Here is an 18,371-nt window from a genome sequence, read left to right as displayed (position 1 = left end):
CCCAATTTCATTGGACGAAGGCCGCTTTTGATTTTATGACTCTAGCAAAGTACGCCGCTTGCGATCGACATCATGAGCTTAATCCGATTGATTTGGTTAACCTCGCTGGCTCCCGCATCATAGTCGATTGCAGCGATGTTAGCTTCAGGATATAAGTTTTTCAGTCCTTTAACCATCCCGCGCCCGGTAATATGGTTCGGCAGGCAGGCAAATGGCTGAATGCACACGATATTGTTTACCCCGCTATCCAGCAGCTCCATCATTTCGGCGGTGAGGAACCAGCCTTCGCCCATCTGGTTGCCGATCGACACGAGACGGCCGGCTTTTGCCGCAAGTTCATAAATGCTCTCCGGTGCTTTTAGGAAGCGACTGGCCTCAAGAGCCCGCTTCATCGGTTTACGGTACATTTCCATATAACGGATGACCATGGGGTTCAGGAATCCGAGCATTTTGTTTTTTCCCAAATGATCCGCTTTGTAAATCGGGTTGTATAAGCAGTAGAACATAAAATCAAGAAAATCCGGAACAACCGCCTCGCCGCCTTCGTCCTCAATCACCTTCACGATTTGATTGTTGGCGTCGGGATGAAATTTGATCAGAATTTCTCCAACAATGCCAACCCGTGGTTTTGTTTCCCCTGTTTGCGGCAGCGCCTCGAATTCAGAGACCATCATGTGAATATTGTCCTTATAATCTTTGAAGGAGAAGCGGTGAAGAGAGTCTTTGCAAATCACCATCCATTTACGGAACAGTAGCTCCACATCGCCAGCTCTTAGCTCGTAAGGACGGAAGCGGTATAGCAAGCGCATCAATAAGTCACCATAGCAAGCTGAGGCAATCAACCGATTGACGAGTTTTAGATTCAGTTTGAAGCCCGGCTGGCTTTCCATCCCGGAAGCGTTCAACGAAATCACCGGGATTTGCGCCATATCGGCTTCCTTCAGCGCTTTACGCAGAAGGGCGATATAATTGGTTGCCCGGCAACCTCCGCCGGTCTGGGTTAAAATGACCGCGGTTCGATTCGGATCGTAATCCCCGCTTCGCAGCGCCGTCATGATCTGCCCAATGGTCACGATTGCCGGATAGCAAGCATCGTTGTTGACGAATTTCAAGCCTTCGTCCGTCATCTCTTTACTCGCCTTTTTCAATACCTTTAGCCGGTAGCCGGCATCGCGAAACACCGTTTCAAACAACTCGAAATGAATCGGGGACATCTGCGGAGCAAGAATGGTATACTCCTCTTTCATTTCCTTGGTAAAAGAGACTGGGGCAGCCGGTACGGACGAAACACCGGATGTAATGCGGGCCTGCTCCCGTTCCTTCATGGCGGCCAGCAGCGACCGCAGCCGTATGCGTGCAGCCCCCAAATTGCTTATTTCATCAACTTTGATTAACGTAAATGTTTTGTTATGCCGATCCAGAATATCCTGGATGGTGTCCGCGGTAATAGCGTCAATGCCACAGCCAAAGGAGGTAAGCTGAACCAGCTCCAAATCATCCCGTTCGCAGACGAAATAGGCGGCTCGGTACATTCTGCCGTGATACATCCACTGGTTAACGACAGGCAAAGGATCTTTAACTGTTCCCAAATGACAAACCGCATCTTCCGTCAGTACCGCAAGTCCCATGCCGGTGATCAGCTCGGAGATGCCGTGATTGATTTCCGGGTCACTGTGATACGGGTGCCCGCATAATACAATCCCCTTAGTCCCAGTACGCTCCAGCATTGCGAGCGTCTTTTCTCCTTGTGAACGAATATCTTGCTTCGCTCGTTCTGCTTCTAACTGAGCCTCGTCAATCGCGGATATGAGTTCTTCCTTTGGAATGACCGGGAAGGTCTCAAGCAGCGTCTTTTTCACCGCCGTAATATTGTCGATGTTTAAAAATGGACTGACCAGCGGAATGCCGCTCTCCTTCAGGCCATCCATGTTGGTCCGGATCACCTCCGGATAGGAGGCTACAACGGGACAGTTGAAGTGATTGTCGGCCGAAGTATCTTCTTTTCGTTCATATATGACAGCAGGATAGAATATAAAATCAACCTTGCTTCGAATCAGGCTTTGTATGTGTCCGTGCGCCAGTTTGGCCGGGTAACATACCGATTCGGAAGGAATCGTCTCCATTCCGGTTTCGTACAGCTTTTTCGATGATTTTGGTGATAAAACTACCCGGTACCCCAGCTTTGTGAAAAACGTATGCCAAAATGGGTAGTTTTCAAACATGTTCAGCACACGTGGGATGCCAACTGTGCCGCGAACGGTTTGTTCCGGCGTAAGCGGGCTGTAATTAAACATCCGCTCATACTTATATTCCACCAGGTTCGGCAGATCGTTCTTCGTTTTCTTCTGGGTTGCTCCGCGCTCGCAGCGATTGCCACTGACATGAAAGCTCTTGTCCGGGAAGCGGCTGATTGTCATAGCGCAGTTGTTGCTGCAGAGCGAGCAGCGGGCATGCGAAACTTCATACGTAAAAGAGTTCAACTCGTCCTTAGGCAGCAACCGACTGACGGATGTCCCATCGTATTGCTCGCTGGCGATCAGCGCACAGCCATAAGCGCCCATAATCCCGGCAATGTCGGGGCGAATAACCTGTCGGCCGGTCAGATTTTCAAACGCACGTAAAACCGCATTGTTATAGAAGGTTCCGCCTTGAACGACGATGCGCTGTCCCAAATCCTCGGGATTGCGGATTTTGATCACCTTTTGCAGTGCATTTTTGATAACGGAATAGGCGAGACCGGCAGAAAGATCGGGCAGGGAGGCGCCTTCCTTCTGAACCTGCTTGACCTTGGAATTCATAAATACAGTACAGCGCGACCCCAGATCAACAGGATGGGTTGATTTCAAGGCTTGTTCGGCAAACTCTGCAATCTCAAGACCCAGCGCTCCTGCAAAACTTTCTAGGAAGGAGCCGCATCCGGCAGAGCAGGCTTCGTTCAACATAAGACTATCGATCGCCCCGCCGCGAATTTTGATGCATTTCATGTCCTGACCGCCGATATCAAGGATAAAATCTACGTCAGGCATAAAGTGGGAGGCTGCCTTATAGTGGGCCACCGTTTCTACCTCGCCGCTGTCGATGCGGAAGGCGGCTTTCATCAGTCCTTCACCGTAGCCGGTAACGCAGGAACGGGCGATGTAGCAATTCTCCGGCAGGATATCATACATCTCGCGTAGCGCATCCGAGAGGGAAACGAGGGGGTTGCCTTTGTTCCCACCGTAGAAGGTATGTAATATTTGATGGTCTGAGCCTGTCAGTACCAGCTTCGTTGTCGTCGATCCGGCATCGATTCCAAGAAAGCAGGGACCGCTGTATTTCGAAAGCTCTTCACGCGGGGCTTTCGCGGCACCATGACGTGCCTGAAAAGCTGCAAAATCTTCTTCATCAGCAAACAGGGGAGGCAGGAGGTGACTGCCTTCGCGGCTTGATGAGAAATCAACATTTTCGAGACGTTGCTGCCATTCGCTCATGGGGAGCGGCGTAGTATCGATACTATGCAGACAGGAACCGATAGCGACGAAATACTGCGCATTTTCCGGGAAAACGACCTCATCCTTAGAAAGGCCAAGCGTTTCGATAAAACGCTGGCGCAGCTCAGGGAGAAACGTTAATGGGCCGCCGAGAAAAGCGACCTTGCCCCGGATTGGGCGGCCGCAGGCCAATCCGCTAATCGTTTGCGTGACGATGCTTTGGAAAATGGACGCTGCTATGTCTTCCCGGCGTGCTCCTTCGTTCAGCAGCGGCTGTACATCTGTTTTCGCGAATACACCGCAGCGGGAAGCTATTGGGTAGATGGTTTCGTGGCGGCTGGCCAGCTCGTTGAGTCCGGCAGGGTCCGTTTCCAGCAGCGCAGCCATTTGATCAATAAAAGCACCGGTTCCGCCAGCACAGGCATTGTTCATCCGTTGTTCAATTCCACCGCGGAAATATATGATTTTCGCATCTTCGCCGCCAAGTTCGATTGCTGTATCCGTTTCAGGAGCTATATGCTTGATCGCTTTCGTACAAGCGACAACCTCCTGTAAAAACGGAATCGCAGCATTTTCCGATAATTGAAGCCCTGACGAACCACTCATGCAAACGCTTACCTGTACATCTGCAAAACGGTTGCTGAGATCGCTCCATAGGGATAGTACCGCCGACTTTATATCTGAATAATGACGAATATAATCCTGATGAACGATTTGGCCATCGTGCATGGCCACGATTTTTGCGGTGGTTGAGCCGATATCAAGTCCGATCTGTAGCAGCATCTGATTCACCAGTCCCTATATTTTTGTAAGAGTCTTCCATAAGCATAGTTTTATCAAATTTATCGCGTATCGTTTGAAGTGAACTAAAGAAAACAAGCAGCTGTTCTTCAGGAAAATCGTTTAAAATTTTGACGAATACCTGGTTTCGTTTTTCCAGCATTTCCTCCAGCACAGACCTGCCTTTTGCGGTGAGCTCGATCCAACAAATGCGTTTATCATTCTCGTCTTTGATTCTCTCCAGTAAGCCCTCCTTGACCATTTTGTTCACGGCGATAGTATTGGCACTGGAGGATAGGCCGACCTGCTCTGCAATTTGCGATACCATGCATTTCCCGTTGCGGTATAAGGCCAGTAGAATAAAGAATTTGCTCGGCAAAATATTTTCGCCGTCATTAAAAAACAATCTGCCCAAGTTGTGGGCGATGTCCAGCGTAGCTTCGCAAATTCCTTCACATAAATCTAAGGGGGCCGTCATCATATAATCACAACCTATCCTTGTCTAAATTAGTTTTACGATAAAACTTTATACACAAATCATATCACTGGGGTAGGAGTGGAAAATGTAAGAAAAGTAACACTAGGGGGGAATTCGATAGAAAAAGGAGTCACAATCAGCCAGGTGGACCAGCGGCTGCACTCATCAACTAAAACTCAGACAAGTCTCCCTAGCAGCCTCCACAAAAAGCAGCTCATCCATCAAAAAAGCGGCAGCCCTAGATAAGTACATCCAGTGCTTGCCGCTTTTATATAGATTTATCATTTCGGATCACGATGATCTGTCGCAGATCTCGCGAGTCGCCATACAGCTTGACTTCGGCAGCGTTCATCTGCGCCGAGCCGTCGCCGTCGAGGAAAATTCCATCCATTACGGAACCGGGGGCTGCGGCTTTCTTGATCGCACTGCGAAACTCCTCCGCCGTACAGCGGGTTGGTGTTACGATCAAATGCAGGCGCCCGGTATCGTCGAACACCAATCCCGAGCGCAGCCTTGCCTCGTCCGGGCTCGGCAGATGCTCCGCCTCCACAGCTGCTCTCCAGCCTGCGTCATTTTGCAGGTTCATGCTGACGCCGCCCTGGGCAAAGTAACTTCTGCGATCTGTAACAGTGAGTTCCGAAGCAGAGGACACCACCTGAACGGAGAAACGGTGTACGGCCGCATCCCAAACGAGTGTACCGCGAGCATATTTAGCGTTAAACCAACCTGATCCGTAGGTGCCTGGCTTTCCGCTAACGGGGATATCGTTATTCACAGCAATCGATAAAATGGCTTCCTGATAAAAAAAACCGCCGTTGATCCCGTACAATCTGTACTCGCCAAGCGGGCGGTCGGCAGCTTGAAGCCGGATGTTCTCTGGACGAACAATGAGCGAATACAGCTTAACCTGGTTCGTCGCTACTTCCTCGCGGAAGGAGTAATTATGGGGGAGGAGAAAACGACTCCCCCAATACAGCATCAGTACAATGCCGAGGAAAATGGCTGCGGTTGAAGCCGTGGCCGTCCCCCAGCGCTTCCAATTAGTTTGTGACATAGGCGGCAAGCAAACGGGTCGAGTTGATGATCGCCTGCTTGTGAGTCCGCTCCATCGCGTGAGAGGCATGAACGCCAGGACCGATTAGCGCAGCCCGAATATTGTTACCGCCGTGCAGTGCCGCAGAGGCGTCCGAACCGTAATGCGGATAAATATCGACCGCATACGGAATGCCAAGGCTTCCCGCAAGCTCGATCAGCTTGCCGGTCATCGCGTAGTCGTATGGGCCGCTGGAGTCCTTCGCACAAATCGAGACATCCGTCTCTTTGCAGCTCAAGTCATCGCCCATGGCGCCCATATCGACCGCGATCATTTCATGGATGCCTTCCGGTATCCATGCAGCGCCATGCCCGACTTCCTCATAATTGGAGATGAGGAATACAAGGTCGTTCCGCGGTGTCCAGCCTTCGCGGCTGCTCGATTCGAGCAGGCCAAACAAAGCGGCTACGCTCGCTTTGTCATCGAGGTGGCGGGACTTCACGTAGCCGCTTGGCGTAATGATGGCTCTGGCGTCAAACGAAATGAAGTCGCCGACGGAAATGCCCAGCTTCAGCACATCATCCTTATTTTCGACGAGCTCGTCGATCCGTACCTCCATGTTCTTCTCTTCGCGTTTGAAGTCGCGTGCGTCACTGTACACGTGTACGGAAGGATGCGTTGACAGGATCGTTCCGGTGTATATTTTTCCGCTGCGGGTATGAATATGGCAATACTCGTTTTCGATGCTATGCATCATAAATCCGCCCACTGAGGTGATCGCGAGTGTACCGCGCTCGGTCACGGAACGGACCATCGCCCCAAGCGTGTCCACGTGAGCGCTTAGCCCAATTCGCCGAGAGGAATCTTGGCCTTTTAGGGTAAGAATAGCCCCGCCTTTTTCATTTTGGGAGAAAGGAATGCCAAGCGACTTGGCTTCATGCTGAATCAGCTTCATAATGTCATGGGTAAATCCGCTAGGGCTTGGCGTATCGAGCAGCGTTTTCAGAAAATTTAAAATGTAACTTTCATTCGGTTTAATTTCGGTACTCATGAGTCAAACCTCCTTAAGGAAAAATAATTAATTCATAAATATAGAAGCAGGCTATTTCTTAGGCAAGTCCATGTCGTCCGCCGCTGGCTTTGTTTTTGACGCATCCGCCTTTTCAGGCTCGGGGAATGTGTAACCGGTCGCATCCTGGATATGTACGAGTTTCTGCTGTAGGCTCTTGACTTCCTTTTGCAGTCGGTATCCTCGGTAAATACCGAAGGAGCCGACGATGATGCCGCCAAGCAGCGTGCTGCCTAAAATAAGCAGAATCAGAGGGAGGCTGACGGAGCCGAAGAGCAGATTCACCTGCACCGGTTCGACATTGATAACGGCAAAGACAGCAGTAATTAAAGCGAACACCAGCGCAAGGATCAGGGACCATTGAATTTTCATGATGAACACCTCCTTCTAGAACAGTATAAAATCCCTTGTCCGCTTGGGGCAAGGGATTCGTCAAACTAATACAATTCGTTATTTTGTTAATTGTTCCATTTGCTCGATCACTTCTTTAAATACGCTCATCGCTTCGCGGATCGGTTCCGGTGAGGACATATCAACGCCAGCTTTCTTCAAAATGTTGATCGAGTAGTCGCTGCCGCCGCTTCTCAAGAAGCCAAGGTAACGGTCAACCGCCGGTTTTCCTTCCTCCAAAATTTGTTTGGAGAAGCTGGTTGCCGCCGAGAAGCCGGTAGCGTATTTGTAAACATAGAAGCTGGTGTAGAAGTGAGGGATTCGTGCCCATTCCATTTCGATATCCTGATCGACCACCATGTCTGTCCCGTGATATTTCACGTTCAAGTCATAGTAAATGGATGACAGTTCTTGCGGCGTCAACGATTCGCCAGCCTCGGCTCGCTCGTGAATGATTTTCTCAAACTCGGCGAACATCGTTTGACGGAACACAGTCGTCCGAAATTGGTCGGCATAGTATGTCAGCAGATACAGCTTCTGTTTCGGATCAGTTGATTTTTTGAGCAAATAATCCATAAGCAGCGCTTCATTTGTCGTTGAAGCCACTTCTGCAAGGAAAATGGTGTATTGGGCATCACGGTATTTTAGCGCTTCGTCCGAGAAATAGGAGTGCAGGGCATGACCCATTTCGTGCGCCAGTGTAAACATGCTGTTGAGGTTGTCTTTATGGTTAAGCAGAACGTAAGGATGGGTGCCGTAAGCCCCCCAGCTGTAAGCGCCGGTCCGTTTGCCTTCGTTCTCGTAAACGTCGATCCAGCGGTCCTTGAGGCCTGCACGGAGCACCTCCAGATACTCATTACCCAGCGGCTGCAGTCCTTCCTCAACCGTTTTCTTGGCTTCATCATAGGTGATATCCCATTTGTATTCTTCCACAAGCGGGGCGAACAGGTCGTACATATGAAGCTCATTTACACCAAGCAACTTCTTGCGCAGCTTCATATAGCGCTGGAGCAAGGGAAGGCTTTCGTGAATCGTATCAATCAGATTCGTATACACTTCCTTCGGAATGTTGTCGCCATACAGGGACATTTCCAGAACGGAAGGGTATTTGCGAACCTGGGAATAGAACATGTTTTTGTTGACGTTGGCGCTCAGAGTGGACGCGATCGTATTTTTTTGCTTGCGATAGGTTTCGTAGACAGTTTTGAACGCCTGCTCCCGAACCTCGCGATTCGGATTTTCCAGGAACTGAATGTAGCTGCCATGGGTCAAATCGACCTCATTGCCATTCTCGTCTTTGATTTTCGGAAATTTCATGTCCGCATTATTGATCATGCCGAAAATTTGTTGCGGCGCTTGCGACAGATTGCCGACTTGGGCGAGGAGCGCTTCTTCTGTCTTGCTCAGTACATGCGCTTTCTCACGTTTGATCTCTTGAAGGGTAAATTTATAATCGGACAATTCCGGATTGTCGATCAATTGGTCGAGTTCCTGCTCTGGCAGAGACAAAATTTCCGGGGTAATAAACGATAGTGCCTCGTTGACTTCAACGCTCAGCTTTTTCGCCTTTTGCACGAGCGCTTGATATGTAGGGTTGGTTGTGTCTTGGTCGTGGCTCAAGTGAGCGTAGACGTATAGCCGTTCAATTTTGAGCGACAGGTCATCCTCCAGGGCAAAAACGGCTTTAATATTTTCAGGCGAGTTCAGCTTGCCTTCATAATCCGCAGCCTTCTCCTTTAAGGTCTTCAGTTCGTTGTAGGATGAGTCCCAAGCTTGTTGATCGGGAAACATATCCTCCAGCTTCCAAGTATCCATTTGCTGCACTTCGGAACGTTTCAAAATAGTGCTCATCGGTATCCTCCTTTGATTTGCGTGTGATGTAGTAGCGTGGTGATCCTTAATCATACCGCTGGGAACAGCGGAAATGAGAAGACAGCATGACAGCAGCAGGGGAATAGAACGAACGATTTTCATATCTAGGAAGCCTCCCTTTAATCAGGCATTTTCCTAGTATGACCGACTGCTGCGGGAAATATATACCAATAGTTATGCTAAAAAGCTGTAAATGATCAAACCAAAAGCGGCTGCCACCAAAATTACCGCAGTCAAAGCGAGACCACGCTTCATTTTTGGCGGAATGTTATCCTTGCTCATGATCAGTATGCCGCCAAGTGCAAACGCGCAGATGGTGAAGATCAGAATGTTAGAACTGTTCATGATCATTCTCCGTTTCTATACCTGTTTAAAAGCGGTCATGAGACTGTTCCACTCTTCTTCATTACCGGCATATTCTTCCTTAGGAAAACGACGGTTCACCCAATCCATCAAGGCAGGCCGGCTTAAAAACGTATGGGTTTCTTCTCCCCATTGATCGGAGATTTCTCGAAGGACGATATATTTTCCCTGAACTTCTACCGTCATCATGTTCCATTTGTCTTTTTTATAAATTTCGTGTTTTTTGATCATCGCGACTTCTCCAATCTTTGGCTTCGTATCTTCAACATAAGTTTAAAGTCGGTGTATAATTGGTAATATTTTTATGTAAAATGATAACTCACGCCCCGAAGGAAAGCAAATAAAAACAATAGCTCCATAGACCCTACGGTGAAGTAAATCTTTGGGGAATGACACATTGTATTTTCCACGGTCATGGAGTATAATATGGTTATTCGTCAACGATGACGATTATTTTTAGGAGGTTGTTCATTTGAAAGGTACAGTTAAATGGTTTAACGCAGAAAAAGGCTATGGCTTCATCCAAGTTGAAGGTGGCGAAGACGTATTCGTACACTTCTCCGCAATCCAAGGAGACGGATTCAAAACTCTAGAAGAAGGCCAAGCTGTTGAGTTCGAAATCACTGACGGCAACCGTGGTCCTCAAGCTGCTAACGTAATCAAATTATAAGAAAACTTCCGAAAAACGGATCCTTATAAAGTTTGGTTCCAAGCGCGATAATGAAAGGCACAGCTCTTTACAGGGCTGTGTTTTTTTGTATATTACGACGTATATTCGAATGAAAAATTGTGATTTATACAATAAATCGTGACAATCCGTTGTCACCATTAGGCTGTTACAATAAGGGTGAAATAGGAGGTCATGCGCGGGATGAAAAGAATGGACCGAATGATGGCTATCGTAATGGCATTACAGCAGCGCCCGGAAACCGCTCAATCGCTGGCCGCTAAGCTGGAGGTTTCCAAGCGGACGGTACTGCGCGATATGCAGGCCCTGACAGAAATCGGTGTTCCACTCTGTGCTCTGCCAGGACCAGGTGGCGGTTACCGGCTAATGGATGGCTATCGCTTGCCTCCCTTGCAGCTCGATTCGGAAGAGGCGCTGACAGTGCTGCTTGCCTTGGACGCAATGACCAAATACAGCGACGGCCCTTTTCAGCAATCAAGGTGGACTGTCACAGACAAAATTCGTTCGGTCCTGCCGGAGCAAATGTTGGGAGAAATCGGGCCACTGCTTCGTCATGTGGAGATGGAGGTGCCTGAGCGCTATTATAAGACCCCCCACTTAAATGCACTAATGACCTATTCTGCGTATGGACAATGGGTACGAGCCCTTTACCGTTCGCAAAATCACTGCAGGTATTTGACGCTGCGCCCTTTACGCATATATGCAGCTCATGGGTTTTGGTATTGTGAAGCAGATTCACCGCTACACGGGGAAAAGCGGACATTTCGCGTCGACCGTTTTGAGGAAATTGAAGAGACCTCTCCCCCGCCAGAAATTAACCCGGATGGGGGAGAGGGAGAGAAAGCTGACAGGACAACAACGGGAAGCCATGAAACGGTTCATCTTCAGGTGAAGCTCACTTACCGCGGAGCACTGCTGGCAGAACAGGATCCACATCTTGGTCATAAGGTCTGTCAGGTGGGCGATGAGGAATGGATGCTCGATTGCCATCTGCCAAATACGGAATGGGGGTGGGCGGTAACCTTTTTTTTCAACTTAGGGTTGGATGCCGAGGTGTTAGAACCCAAGCTTTTGCGTGAAGAGATCATGGAACGGGCTGTTTCGTTAGCAAAGCGATACGGGTACGATTTACCGGACAATACATAGTACATATTTAACAACGGGAGGCTTCGATTTAGCGATGAAGTGGACACAAACGGCAGTACTAACCGAACGGCTGATCAGACAAGGATTAACCTATCCGCTTCAGGATTCGGGGGATGAGGAGGCGTATATGGAGCTGTTTCGTCGGCTGCAGCCGATGGCTCCGGTGCATTTCACACGTCCTGGAGATCCCCCAAGGCTGGTTCATCGTACGGCCTATAACGATACGAACATGTCCTCCGACTTGAGGGCGCGCCATCGGCTGATAAAGGGCAGATTCAACGGGGGTAGGATCGCTTACGTCCTTGAGGAGGATTTGAAGCTGTACGCTACTGCATTCCGCAAAACTCCGGCCACATTTAAGCAGATTCACGAGGACATCATGATCGCGGTTCGGGAGTCGGGGGGACTAACCAAGGAACAGCTCAAGGAGGAACTGTCTTACCCCGCCGGGGAGATCGGAAAAGCTTTACAGGATCTGCAAATGGCATTCTTGCTGCATGAGGAACAGACGGACACTGATTGGGAAACCGGTTGGCTGGAGTTTGCCACAGAATGGTTTGAGGTGCCAAGCGATGCGGCCAGCAAGGAGGCTTCGCTCGCAACGGTGGTGCTTAGATTCATTGAATCTATGGTTTTTGCTACTTTGAAGCAAATCAAGAGCTGGAGCGGGCTGCCGGTGAAGACGATCTCCATGACCCTATCCTGGTTGCTGGGGGAAGGGAGACTGGTACAAGCCCAAATCGATGGGCTGGGAGAAGGGTTCATTCTTGGGATGGATGCAAATCTCTCAGAACAGACAGCTCTTAATGAGGAGATTCCGCGGGTCGTGTACATGCTGGATAAATCGGATTTTCTTGTACGAGCCGACCTGGATGAGTTGCAATCCCGGTATAAAGGGCTAGAGGTGCTTCAGTTCTTGCTTGTTGACGGTAAGTTCCAAGGAGCGGTGTTAGGACACTGGCGGATTGGCCCTTATGACGTGGATGATATAATCATCGATTTGGATGATGCTGAAACCGCTTTGCGCAAGGATGAGGTCATCGCGGCCGTTCGTGCCATTTACAGCCCAGAGTATCACCGCATACTGCGATATAGCGGAAGCGAAATTTAAGTGAAGGAAGGGAAAAGATGGTGGAAAGTAGAGGAGCAAAAGCGCTGGAACATGGTAAACAGTATGTATATTCAAATGCCAGGTTACTGGACCGGATGCGCTTTGCCTATCATTTTGAGAATGGCTCAAGTGAAGATGTGCTAAGTGCGCTTCGGCCGTATCAAAATGTGGACGGTGGGTTCGGCCATGCCTTGGAACCGGATATGCGTTGTCCGAACAGCCAGCCGGTAGCTACGGAGACAGCCTTGCATATCATTCGGGAAGTGAACGGTTTTGGCTCGGACATGGTTGACGGAGTTTTGAGATATTTGGAAGGGAATACTGTAACAGGTGGAGGTTTGCCTAGAGCGACTGTGGAGGTCAACGGATATCCGCACTCGCCTTGGTGGCGGACGGAACGAGATGGAGAGCCTTCGCTTAATCCGACAGGCAGCATAATAGGTATGCTTTTGGAGCAGCGTGAGCGGATTGATTTCTTAGCAGAGACTTGGTTTCAAAGCCATATCTCGTTCTTATGGCGTTGTTTAGACCACGGCTTGCCTACCGATTATCATGATGCAATGCAGTGGATCGCCTTTCTGGAGCATGTTCCGGACCAAGAGCGTGCTGCTAAGTACCAGGAGATGCTTAATGAATGGCTTAACGGACCAAGCGGTATTGAGAAAGATCCTGATGCGACAGGTTATGTTCATAAGGTGCTTGATTATGCTCCTACTCCTGGCAGTTATGCTTCCCGATTTGTAAGCGAACAGGAGCTTGCTTTGCACTTGGATTGGCTATTAAACAGCCAGCAGGAAGACGGAGGGTGGCCGTTGACATTCCCGGCATTAAGCCCTGCCGTTGAACAAGAATGGCGCGGATGGCTGACTGTAGCGAACCTTAAAACGTTGAAAGCATACGGCTGTCTGTAGGTATTAGAAAAGAGGCTTCCTTTTGCCAAAAGTGACTTAAGGAAGCCTCTATTTATAATAGATGATTTCTTCGATTAATCCACGATTCTCAAAATTTCAGCGATTTCCTTCCGTGGAATAGGCTTAGGAGCTACTGCCGGGTGTCCCAGAGCGATAACCATGTTGACCCCACGGTCTTCCGGGATGTCGAGATATGAGCGAAGCTTGTCCTCAGCCAGCAGAACCGGTCCCGTCATCGGACAGGTCGCCAAGCCTTTGGCGTGAGCGGCCAGCATCAAATTTTGCGCGGCTAAACAGCTGCTCTTCAGTCCCTCTTCTTCCCAAACCTCCGGTTCGACGAATGAAATCGGATCAAATATTTTCTCGCGAAATTTGGAAGTGTACGGCGTTGAAAGACAGACAATCAGGGCTGGAGCCCCGGAAAATGCAGTAGCATAAGGGCCGAACGATTTGACAAGCAGCTTGGCTTCCCTTTCCTTCCCTTGCTCGGTAGCACGGGCTGCGGTTTCATGAAGTCTATCCCAGGTAAATTGCTCGATTTGTTTAATTTTCTCGGAATTAACTATAACGACAAATTCCCAAGTTTGCGAGTTCGTATCGCTTGGAGCATATCGTGCGCAATCAATAATATCCTCAATGTCAGAAATGCTGACCCGCTCCTCGGTAAACTCGCGGATACTTCGGCGAGTTTTGAGCACGTCGCGGAACAAAGCGAAATCCATCTCTTATTCACCTGCTTTATCAAATTTAATACCAGGTACTATCATCTAATAATAAATATTATAACCTATTAAGGAGTCTTTGAATAGGAGATCAGCTCCTGCAACTCAGACCATTAACCTTGAGGACCTGGCTGTTTACGGTGTAAATAACGACTGGCGAAGCCAGCGGAAGCGAGCAGCGCCGAACCCGCTGCTACGAGATAAAAATTTTCTCTCCCGAACTGCTCGAACACGATGCCGCCAAAGGTACCGCTAAGCAAGCCTGACAAACTTGACCACATAATCGTATACATCGCCATCCCGGTAGCCCGGAATTCGTCCGGGATCAGACGTGTCAGCATACGAATCGCTGTAACATAAAATATGCCGAACGTCAGGCCGTGCATCAGTTGGATCGCGAGTACCCCATAGGCCGAATGGGTGAGTCCCATCAGCAGAAAACGGGCAGCAAAGATCAGGCTGGCAAGGATAAGAAGCGGAAGCTCTTTTAGCTTATCTCCATAGATGCTGAGGATGATGAAAAAAGGGATTTCGGACAGAGCCGAAGCAAGCATAGCCCAACCAATAATGTTTTCACCGGCTCCGAGTTCGTGCAGCGTGATCGACAGAAATGCATCATTCATCCGGACGCCAATGGCTAGGCAGAAGACGCAGCCTAAAAACCACAACAGCTCTTTTTGCCGTAAAATGCCCCAAATTCCTGACAGGTTCAGTTTTGCTACAGAAGTGGGTTGATCTTTGATAAATAAGGCGAAGCAAAGGGAAATGCTGGCGATCGCTATAGACACCCACATCGTATTGGATGCGCCAACCCTAGTAAGCACGTAGCCTATAACGATGGCAAAAAAAGCAAAGCCAAACGACCCGAACAATCGGATGGAAATAAAGTTCACTTGCTTTTTTTGGGCTGTGGCGATGGCAATCGTGTCCGTTAACGGCATGACGGGATAATAGAAAAAGTAAAATAACGTGATGACGGCCATGATGATCGAAAAATTGGTGGACTCCGATAAAATAAACGTTAACGCGATTTGTCCGAGATAAAGAAGGATCAGAATTCGTTTAACGGTTCGGTATCGGTCGCTGAGCAGGCTCCACAGCAAATTGGAGAATAGGGAAATCATCGGCCCTAGAGCATACAATAAACCGATCTGACTGCTGGAAAATCCAAGCTGTGCATAAAAAAGCGGGAAATAAGATGAAACCAGGACCGTTGTTCCGTATACTGTAAAGGTAAATAATCTCAGCAGATTCACGTCGGGCCTAGCGGTCAAGGATGATCTCATGATAAGGTCAAAGCTCCATTTCGTTCGTGAATATTTATTGCCCTAAGGCAAAGGTATCGATAGTATAACAGAAAAACGAATCATCAACGAGAAAACTTTCTTCACTGGCTTGTTAATTTTTTTGGGGGGAAGCTTTATGATGAACCTTATCGGTTTTGCGTATGATGCACGGCTGGATATTCATGTTCCGGCGCTGGATCGTCCTTTTGAGGACTATGCATTAAAGGAACGGCTATTGCTGATTGAGGTTTGGGAGGATATCCGCGGCCGGATTCCGAGCAAGGTTATGCTGCTGGAACATACGATCGAACAGAAGCTCGGAGAGATGAATGAGGAGCCGGATTTTGAAAAGAGCTGCAGGCTTAATGGGGAAATTGCCGAGCTAGCCAGCAGGATCAACGATTTGCATATTTGGTATCGTACCACTCAGGATGAGCCTTCCATTAAAACACATTTGTGATTTTGTTTATTTGTACTAAAAGATGGAACATATTATAATATAGAATGGTTTTCAGCACGCATTATTTCATAACACAAGCGGAGGCAGGCCATTGATTGAACTTGAGCAGATCCGAAACCAGTATCCGAAAGAGCCGATTAGGCTGATGAGCCGAGTGTACAAATATATATTACCTGACGTGCGGCATGAATTGGACTGCTGGAAAAAGGACGCGGAGCGGATACCCGATATGGAGCTGAGAAAACAAGCGCTTGCCAGTATTGCTAGTAAAGAGTTTCACTGTCAGGGCGGAGCGGTTTATGCGGCGGCCAATTTGCCGTTGCGCCACATATTAATTCCACTAATCGTTGCTTTTCAAACAATCAGCGATTATTTGGATAATTTGTGTGACCGAAGCACCTCCAAGGCGGAGGATGATTTTCGCTTGTTGCATCAGAGCATGTTGGACGCGGTAAATCCAAGTACATCTTTGCAAAATTATTATGCGCTGCGCGAGGAGCAGCAAGATGGAGGTTATCTGCACCGATTGGTGCAAGCTTGCCGGGATAACATCGCGGAGCTCCCCGGGTACCGCTCGGCTAAGCCGTTCATCATGGATTTGGTAGGGTTATATACCGATCTTCAGGTATACAAGCATATCGACCCTAAGCTTCGTGAAGCCAAGCTGTTAAGCTGGTGGGAGCATCATGAGAATCGTGCGCCGGAGCTGCGTTGGAATGAGTTTGCTGCGGCGACGGGTTCGACGCTTGGCGTATTTATGCTGTTTCTGGCAGCCGGGAACGAAGGGCTGGATGAAGCGAGCGCGAAGGTCATCCATGACGCTTACTTCCCCCATGTATGCGGGCTACATATTATGCTTGATTATTTGATTGATCAGGCGGAGGACGAGCTTGGCGGGGATCTGAATTTTTGCAGTTATTATGAAAATAAAGAAACGATGCTGGGACGAATCGCCTTCATCGTTGAGGGAGCGCGAAGGGACATCCAGAAATTGCCGGCATCTTCGTTTCACCGGATGATTATCGAAGGGCTGCTTGCCCTATATTTATCCGATCCGAAGGTGAGCCAGCAGGAGGAAATCCGCGAGGTATCCAAACGCTTAATGAGAAGGAGTCCGCTTATGCGTTTATTCTTCTTCGCCAATAGTCTCTGGATTCGCAAACATTTATGAGTGTAAAGAAGCTATCCTAACAAAACTAAGCGGACGCTTACGAAGTGAGTTTTATCGAAGCTAATTCAAGAAGTTTCCCTTATAAAACTTTTAGGAGGAATTATCATGTCAGCAGTTAAAAAAATCGCAGTTCTTACGAGTGGTGGAGACTCCCAAGGCATGAACGCTGCGGTGCGCGCTGTGGTGCGCAGCGGTCTGTTCTACGGACTGGAGGTATATGGAATTCAGCGCGGCTACCATGGCCTGCTAAATAACGATATCTTCTCCATGGATATCCGCAGCGTAGGCGACATTATCCAACGTGGGGGTACGATTTTGCAATCCGCTCGCTGTTTGGAATTCAAAACCCCGGAAGGGCAGCAGCAAGGCGCGGAAATTTTGCGTCAACACGGAATTGACGGGCTCGTGGTCATCGGTGGCGACGGCTCCTATCAAGGTGCTGAGAAACTGAGCAAACTTGGTATCAAAACAATGGGGCTGCCTGGAACGATCGATAACGATATTTCCTTTACCGACTATACGATCGGTTTTGATACTGCAGTTAGCATTGTAGTAGATGCGGTTAACAAACTGCGCGACACGATGTCCTCTCATGAACGGGCTTCCGTAGTTGAAGTTATGGGACGTCACTCCGGGGATATTGCACTGTATGCCGGCTTAGCTTCAGGTGCAGAAACCATATTGGTTCCGGAAATGCCGTTTGACCTTAATGAAGTCGCAGATCGTATGAGACAAAATTTCGACAAAGGGAAAAGACACAGCATCGTTATCGTTGCTGAAGGTGTTGGCAAAGGGGAAGACGTTGTCGAAGCGATCAAAAAACGTCAACCATCGCTTGAACCGCGCGCTACAGTACTCGGCCATATTCAGCGCGGAGGATCTCCAACGCCGTTCGACCGTAACCTTGCCAGTCGTCTTGGCGACTTCGCCGTTCGCAGCCTGATTGCAGGTGAATCGAATAAAGCATGCGGCATGATCGGTGGTAAAATGGTACTAACAGACATCGAAAAAGTGGTTAATACGAAAAAACCGTTTGATATGGAACTTTACGAATTGGCATCCCGCCTTTCGCAGTAATCTAAGGGCGAAGCTTAGCTCGATAAATGAATGACAAACACCAAACACCCGTCGGAGGCGCTTTTCCGGCGGGTGTTTGGTTAAGATTAAAGAGTTTATAAATTTTCACGAGGCTGAACGACTCTTTAATCGTAAGAAAAATAAGTGAACGCTTAACTTACTAAATGCATTCAATACAGTTAAACATCGCCCTATTGGAAGTATTGAGCATTTAAATGCAAAAAGTACATCTAAAAGGGACAATATAACCCTGCTAATGCAAATTGATCCAATTTAGATGTATAATTTGCAGTTAAAATCCAAAAAACCACATTTTGCCCAGAAATAGCTGTACTAAATACATT

At 48.6% G+C, this 18,371-nt stretch carries 18 protein-coding genes; 7 read left to right on the top strand and 11 right to left on the bottom strand.

All coding sequences use genetic code 11. From position 1 onward, the window contains the following. Positions 1-41: 41 nt before the first annotated feature. The 9 genes from ACFQ3W_RS10780 to ACFQ3W_RS10740 form a co-directional block, all read right to left on the bottom strand. The gene (locus ACFQ3W_RS10780; protein ID WP_379319334.1) at positions 42-4,250 is read right to left on the bottom strand and encodes an acyl-CoA dehydratase activase-related protein; all 4,209 of its coding nucleotides are present in this window, start codon (positions 4,248-4,250) and stop codon (positions 42-44) included. Continuing rightward, positions 4,231-4,731, bottom strand: coding sequence for a MarR family winged helix-turn-helix transcriptional regulator (locus tag ACFQ3W_RS10775; RefSeq protein ID WP_379319229.1), 501 nt, complete (start codon positions 4,729-4,731; stop codon positions 4,231-4,233). Before ACFQ3W_RS10775 ends, ACFQ3W_RS10780 begins: the two co-directional genes overlap by 20 nt. A 162-nt stretch (positions 4,732-4,893) precedes the next feature. After that, on the bottom strand, positions 4,894-5,013 hold the full coding sequence (locus ACFQ3W_RS10770) for a KxYKxGKxW signal peptide domain-containing protein (protein WP_379319228.1): 120 nt from the start codon (positions 5,011-5,013) through the stop codon (positions 4,894-4,896). Next, positions 4,997-5,782 carry a hypothetical protein gene (locus tag ACFQ3W_RS10765; protein WP_379319227.1) on the bottom strand — a complete coding sequence of 262 codons (786 nt, stop codon included), beginning with the start codon at positions 5,780-5,782 and terminating at the stop codon, positions 4,997-4,999. Before ACFQ3W_RS10765 ends, ACFQ3W_RS10770 begins: the two co-directional genes overlap by 17 nt. Continuing rightward, positions 5,769-6,812, bottom strand: a complete 1,044-nt coding sequence (locus ACFQ3W_RS10760) for a M42 family metallopeptidase (protein ID WP_379319226.1) — start codon at positions 6,810-6,812, stop codon at positions 5,769-5,771. The genes ACFQ3W_RS10765 and ACFQ3W_RS10760 overlap by 14 nt, the downstream gene beginning before the upstream one ends. Before the next feature lie 51 nt (positions 6,813-6,863). Next, positions 6,864-7,202 carry a LapA family protein gene (locus tag ACFQ3W_RS10755; protein WP_379319225.1) on the bottom strand — a complete coding sequence of 113 codons (339 nt, stop codon included), beginning with the start codon at positions 7,200-7,202 and terminating at the stop codon, positions 6,864-6,866. A gap of 78 nt (positions 7,203-7,280) precedes the next feature. Then, positions 7,281-9,071, bottom strand: coding sequence for an oligoendopeptidase F (gene pepF / locus ACFQ3W_RS10750; protein ID WP_379319224.1), 1,791 nt, complete (start codon positions 9,069-9,071; stop codon positions 7,281-7,283). 195 nt (positions 9,072-9,266) lie between these two features. Next, the gene (locus ACFQ3W_RS10745; RefSeq protein WP_379319223.1) at positions 9,267-9,437 is read right to left on the bottom strand and encodes a hypothetical protein; all 171 of its coding nucleotides are present in this window, start codon (positions 9,435-9,437) and stop codon (positions 9,267-9,269) included. 15 nt (positions 9,438-9,452) lie between these two features. Further along, on the bottom strand, positions 9,453-9,686 hold the full coding sequence (locus ACFQ3W_RS10740) for a hypothetical protein (RefSeq protein WP_379319222.1): 234 nt from the start codon (positions 9,684-9,686) through the stop codon (positions 9,453-9,455). A gap of 241 nt (positions 9,687-9,927) precedes the next feature. On the opposite strand from ACFQ3W_RS10740, the gene ACFQ3W_RS10735 reads away from it, so the two are divergent. From ACFQ3W_RS10735 to ACFQ3W_RS10720, 4 genes are all read left to right on the top strand, one after another. Then, positions 9,928-10,125: a cold shock domain-containing protein gene (locus ACFQ3W_RS10735; RefSeq protein WP_018750471.1), complete on the top strand. Its 198-nt coding sequence runs from the start codon at positions 9,928-9,930 to the stop codon at positions 10,123-10,125. A gap of 201 nt (positions 10,126-10,326) precedes the next feature. Next, entirely contained in the window at positions 10,327-11,289 is a 963-nt protein-coding gene (locus tag ACFQ3W_RS10730; protein ID WP_379319221.1) for a helix-turn-helix transcriptional regulator, read from the top strand. A gap of 34 nt (positions 11,290-11,323) precedes the next feature. Next, entirely contained in the window at positions 11,324-12,400 is a 1,077-nt protein-coding gene (locus tag ACFQ3W_RS10725; protein WP_379319220.1) for a DNA glycosylase AlkZ-like family protein, read from the top strand. A gap of 17 nt (positions 12,401-12,417) precedes the next feature. Further along, positions 12,418-13,311: a hypothetical protein gene (locus ACFQ3W_RS10720; RefSeq protein WP_379319219.1), complete on the top strand. Its 894-nt coding sequence runs from the start codon at positions 12,418-12,420 to the stop codon at positions 13,309-13,311. 74 nt (positions 13,312-13,385) lie between these two features. Here ACFQ3W_RS10720 and ACFQ3W_RS10715 read toward each other — a convergent pair whose 3' ends face one another. Both ACFQ3W_RS10715 and ACFQ3W_RS10710 read right to left on the bottom strand, forming a co-directional pair. Continuing rightward, positions 13,386-14,033, bottom strand: a complete 648-nt coding sequence (locus ACFQ3W_RS10715; protein ID WP_379319218.1) for a nitroreductase family protein — start codon at positions 14,031-14,033, stop codon at positions 13,386-13,388. Positions 14,034-14,146: 113 nt separating this feature from the next. Next, the gene (locus tag ACFQ3W_RS10710; protein WP_379319217.1) at positions 14,147-15,319 is read right to left on the bottom strand and encodes an MFS transporter; all 1,173 of its coding nucleotides are present in this window, start codon (positions 15,317-15,319) and stop codon (positions 14,147-14,149) included. A 136-nt stretch (positions 15,320-15,455) separates the two neighbouring features. Here ACFQ3W_RS10710 and ACFQ3W_RS10705 point away from each other — a divergent pair, with 136 nt between their 5' ends. The 3 genes from ACFQ3W_RS10705 (at position 15,456) to pfkA (ending at position 18,027) form a co-directional block, all read left to right on the top strand. Further along, positions 15,456-15,779 carry a hypothetical protein gene (locus tag ACFQ3W_RS10705; RefSeq protein WP_379319216.1) on the top strand — a complete coding sequence of 108 codons (324 nt, stop codon included), beginning with the start codon at positions 15,456-15,458 and terminating at the stop codon, positions 15,777-15,779. A 91-nt stretch (positions 15,780-15,870) separates the two neighbouring features. Next, on the top strand, positions 15,871-16,950 hold the full coding sequence (locus ACFQ3W_RS10700; protein ID WP_379319215.1) for a tetraprenyl-beta-curcumene synthase family protein: 1,080 nt from the start codon (positions 15,871-15,873) through the stop codon (positions 16,948-16,950). A 105-nt stretch (positions 16,951-17,055) separates the two neighbouring features. Then, a complete protein-coding gene (gene pfkA, locus ACFQ3W_RS10695; RefSeq protein WP_379319214.1) occupies positions 17,056-18,027 on the top strand; it encodes a 6-phosphofructokinase in 972 nt (323 codons plus the stop codon). Positions 18,028-18,371: the final 344 nt, after the last annotated feature.

The organism is Paenibacillus puldeungensis, assembly GCF_042678945.1.
GTDB classification, from domain to species: domain Bacteria; phylum Bacillota; class Bacilli; order Paenibacillales; family Paenibacillaceae; genus Fontibacillus; species Fontibacillus puldeungensis.
Note: the sequence above shows the minus strand (reverse complement) of the source record. Positions and strands in the feature narration are given on the sequence as shown.

Bases quoted from the DNA above. Each gene is read 5' to 3' on its own strand.
- ACFQ3W_RS10775 (WP_379319229.1), bottom strand. From the start codon at position 4,731: ATGATGACGGCCCCCTTAGATTTATGTGAAGGAATTTGCGAAGCTACG.
- ACFQ3W_RS10770 (WP_379319228.1), bottom strand. From the start codon at position 5,013: ATGATAAATCTATATAAAAGCGGCAAGCACTGGATGTACTTATCTAGG.
- ACFQ3W_RS10765 (WP_379319227.1), bottom strand. From the start codon at position 5,782: ATGTCACAAACTAATTGGAAGCGCTGGGGGACGGCCACGGCTTCAACC.
- ACFQ3W_RS10760 (WP_379319226.1), bottom strand. From the start codon at position 6,812: ATGAGTACCGAAATTAAACCGAATGAAAGTTACATTTTAAATTTTCTG.
- ACFQ3W_RS10755 (WP_379319225.1), bottom strand. From the start codon at position 7,202: ATGAAAATTCAATGGTCCCTGATCCTTGCGCTGGTGTTCGCTTTAATT.
- pepF (WP_379319224.1), bottom strand. From the start codon at position 9,071: ATGAGCACTATTTTGAAACGTTCCGAAGTGCAGCAAATGGATACTTGG.
- ACFQ3W_RS10745 (WP_379319223.1), bottom strand. From the start codon at position 9,437: ATGAACAGTTCTAACATTCTGATCTTCACCATCTGCGCGTTTGCACTT.
- ACFQ3W_RS10740 (WP_379319222.1), bottom strand. From the start codon at position 9,686: ATGATCAAAAAACACGAAATTTATAAAAAAGACAAATGGAACATGATG.
- ACFQ3W_RS10730 (WP_379319221.1), top strand. From the start codon at position 10,327: ATGAAAAGAATGGACCGAATGATGGCTATCGTAATGGCATTACAGCAG.
- ACFQ3W_RS10725 (WP_379319220.1), top strand. From the start codon at position 11,324: ATGAAGTGGACACAAACGGCAGTACTAACCGAACGGCTGATCAGACAA.
- ACFQ3W_RS10720 (WP_379319219.1), top strand. From the start codon at position 12,418: ATGGTGGAAAGTAGAGGAGCAAAAGCGCTGGAACATGGTAAACAGTAT.
- ACFQ3W_RS10715 (WP_379319218.1), bottom strand. From the start codon at position 14,033: ATGGATTTCGCTTTGTTCCGCGACGTGCTCAAAACTCGCCGAAGTATC.
- ACFQ3W_RS10710 (WP_379319217.1), bottom strand. From the start codon at position 15,319: ATGAGATCATCCTTGACCGCTAGGCCCGACGTGAATCTGCTGAGATTA.
- ACFQ3W_RS10705 (WP_379319216.1), top strand. From the start codon at position 15,456: ATGATGAACCTTATCGGTTTTGCGTATGATGCACGGCTGGATATTCAT.
- pfkA (WP_379319214.1), top strand. From the start codon at position 17,056: ATGTCAGCAGTTAAAAAAATCGCAGTTCTTACGAGTGGTGGAGACTCC.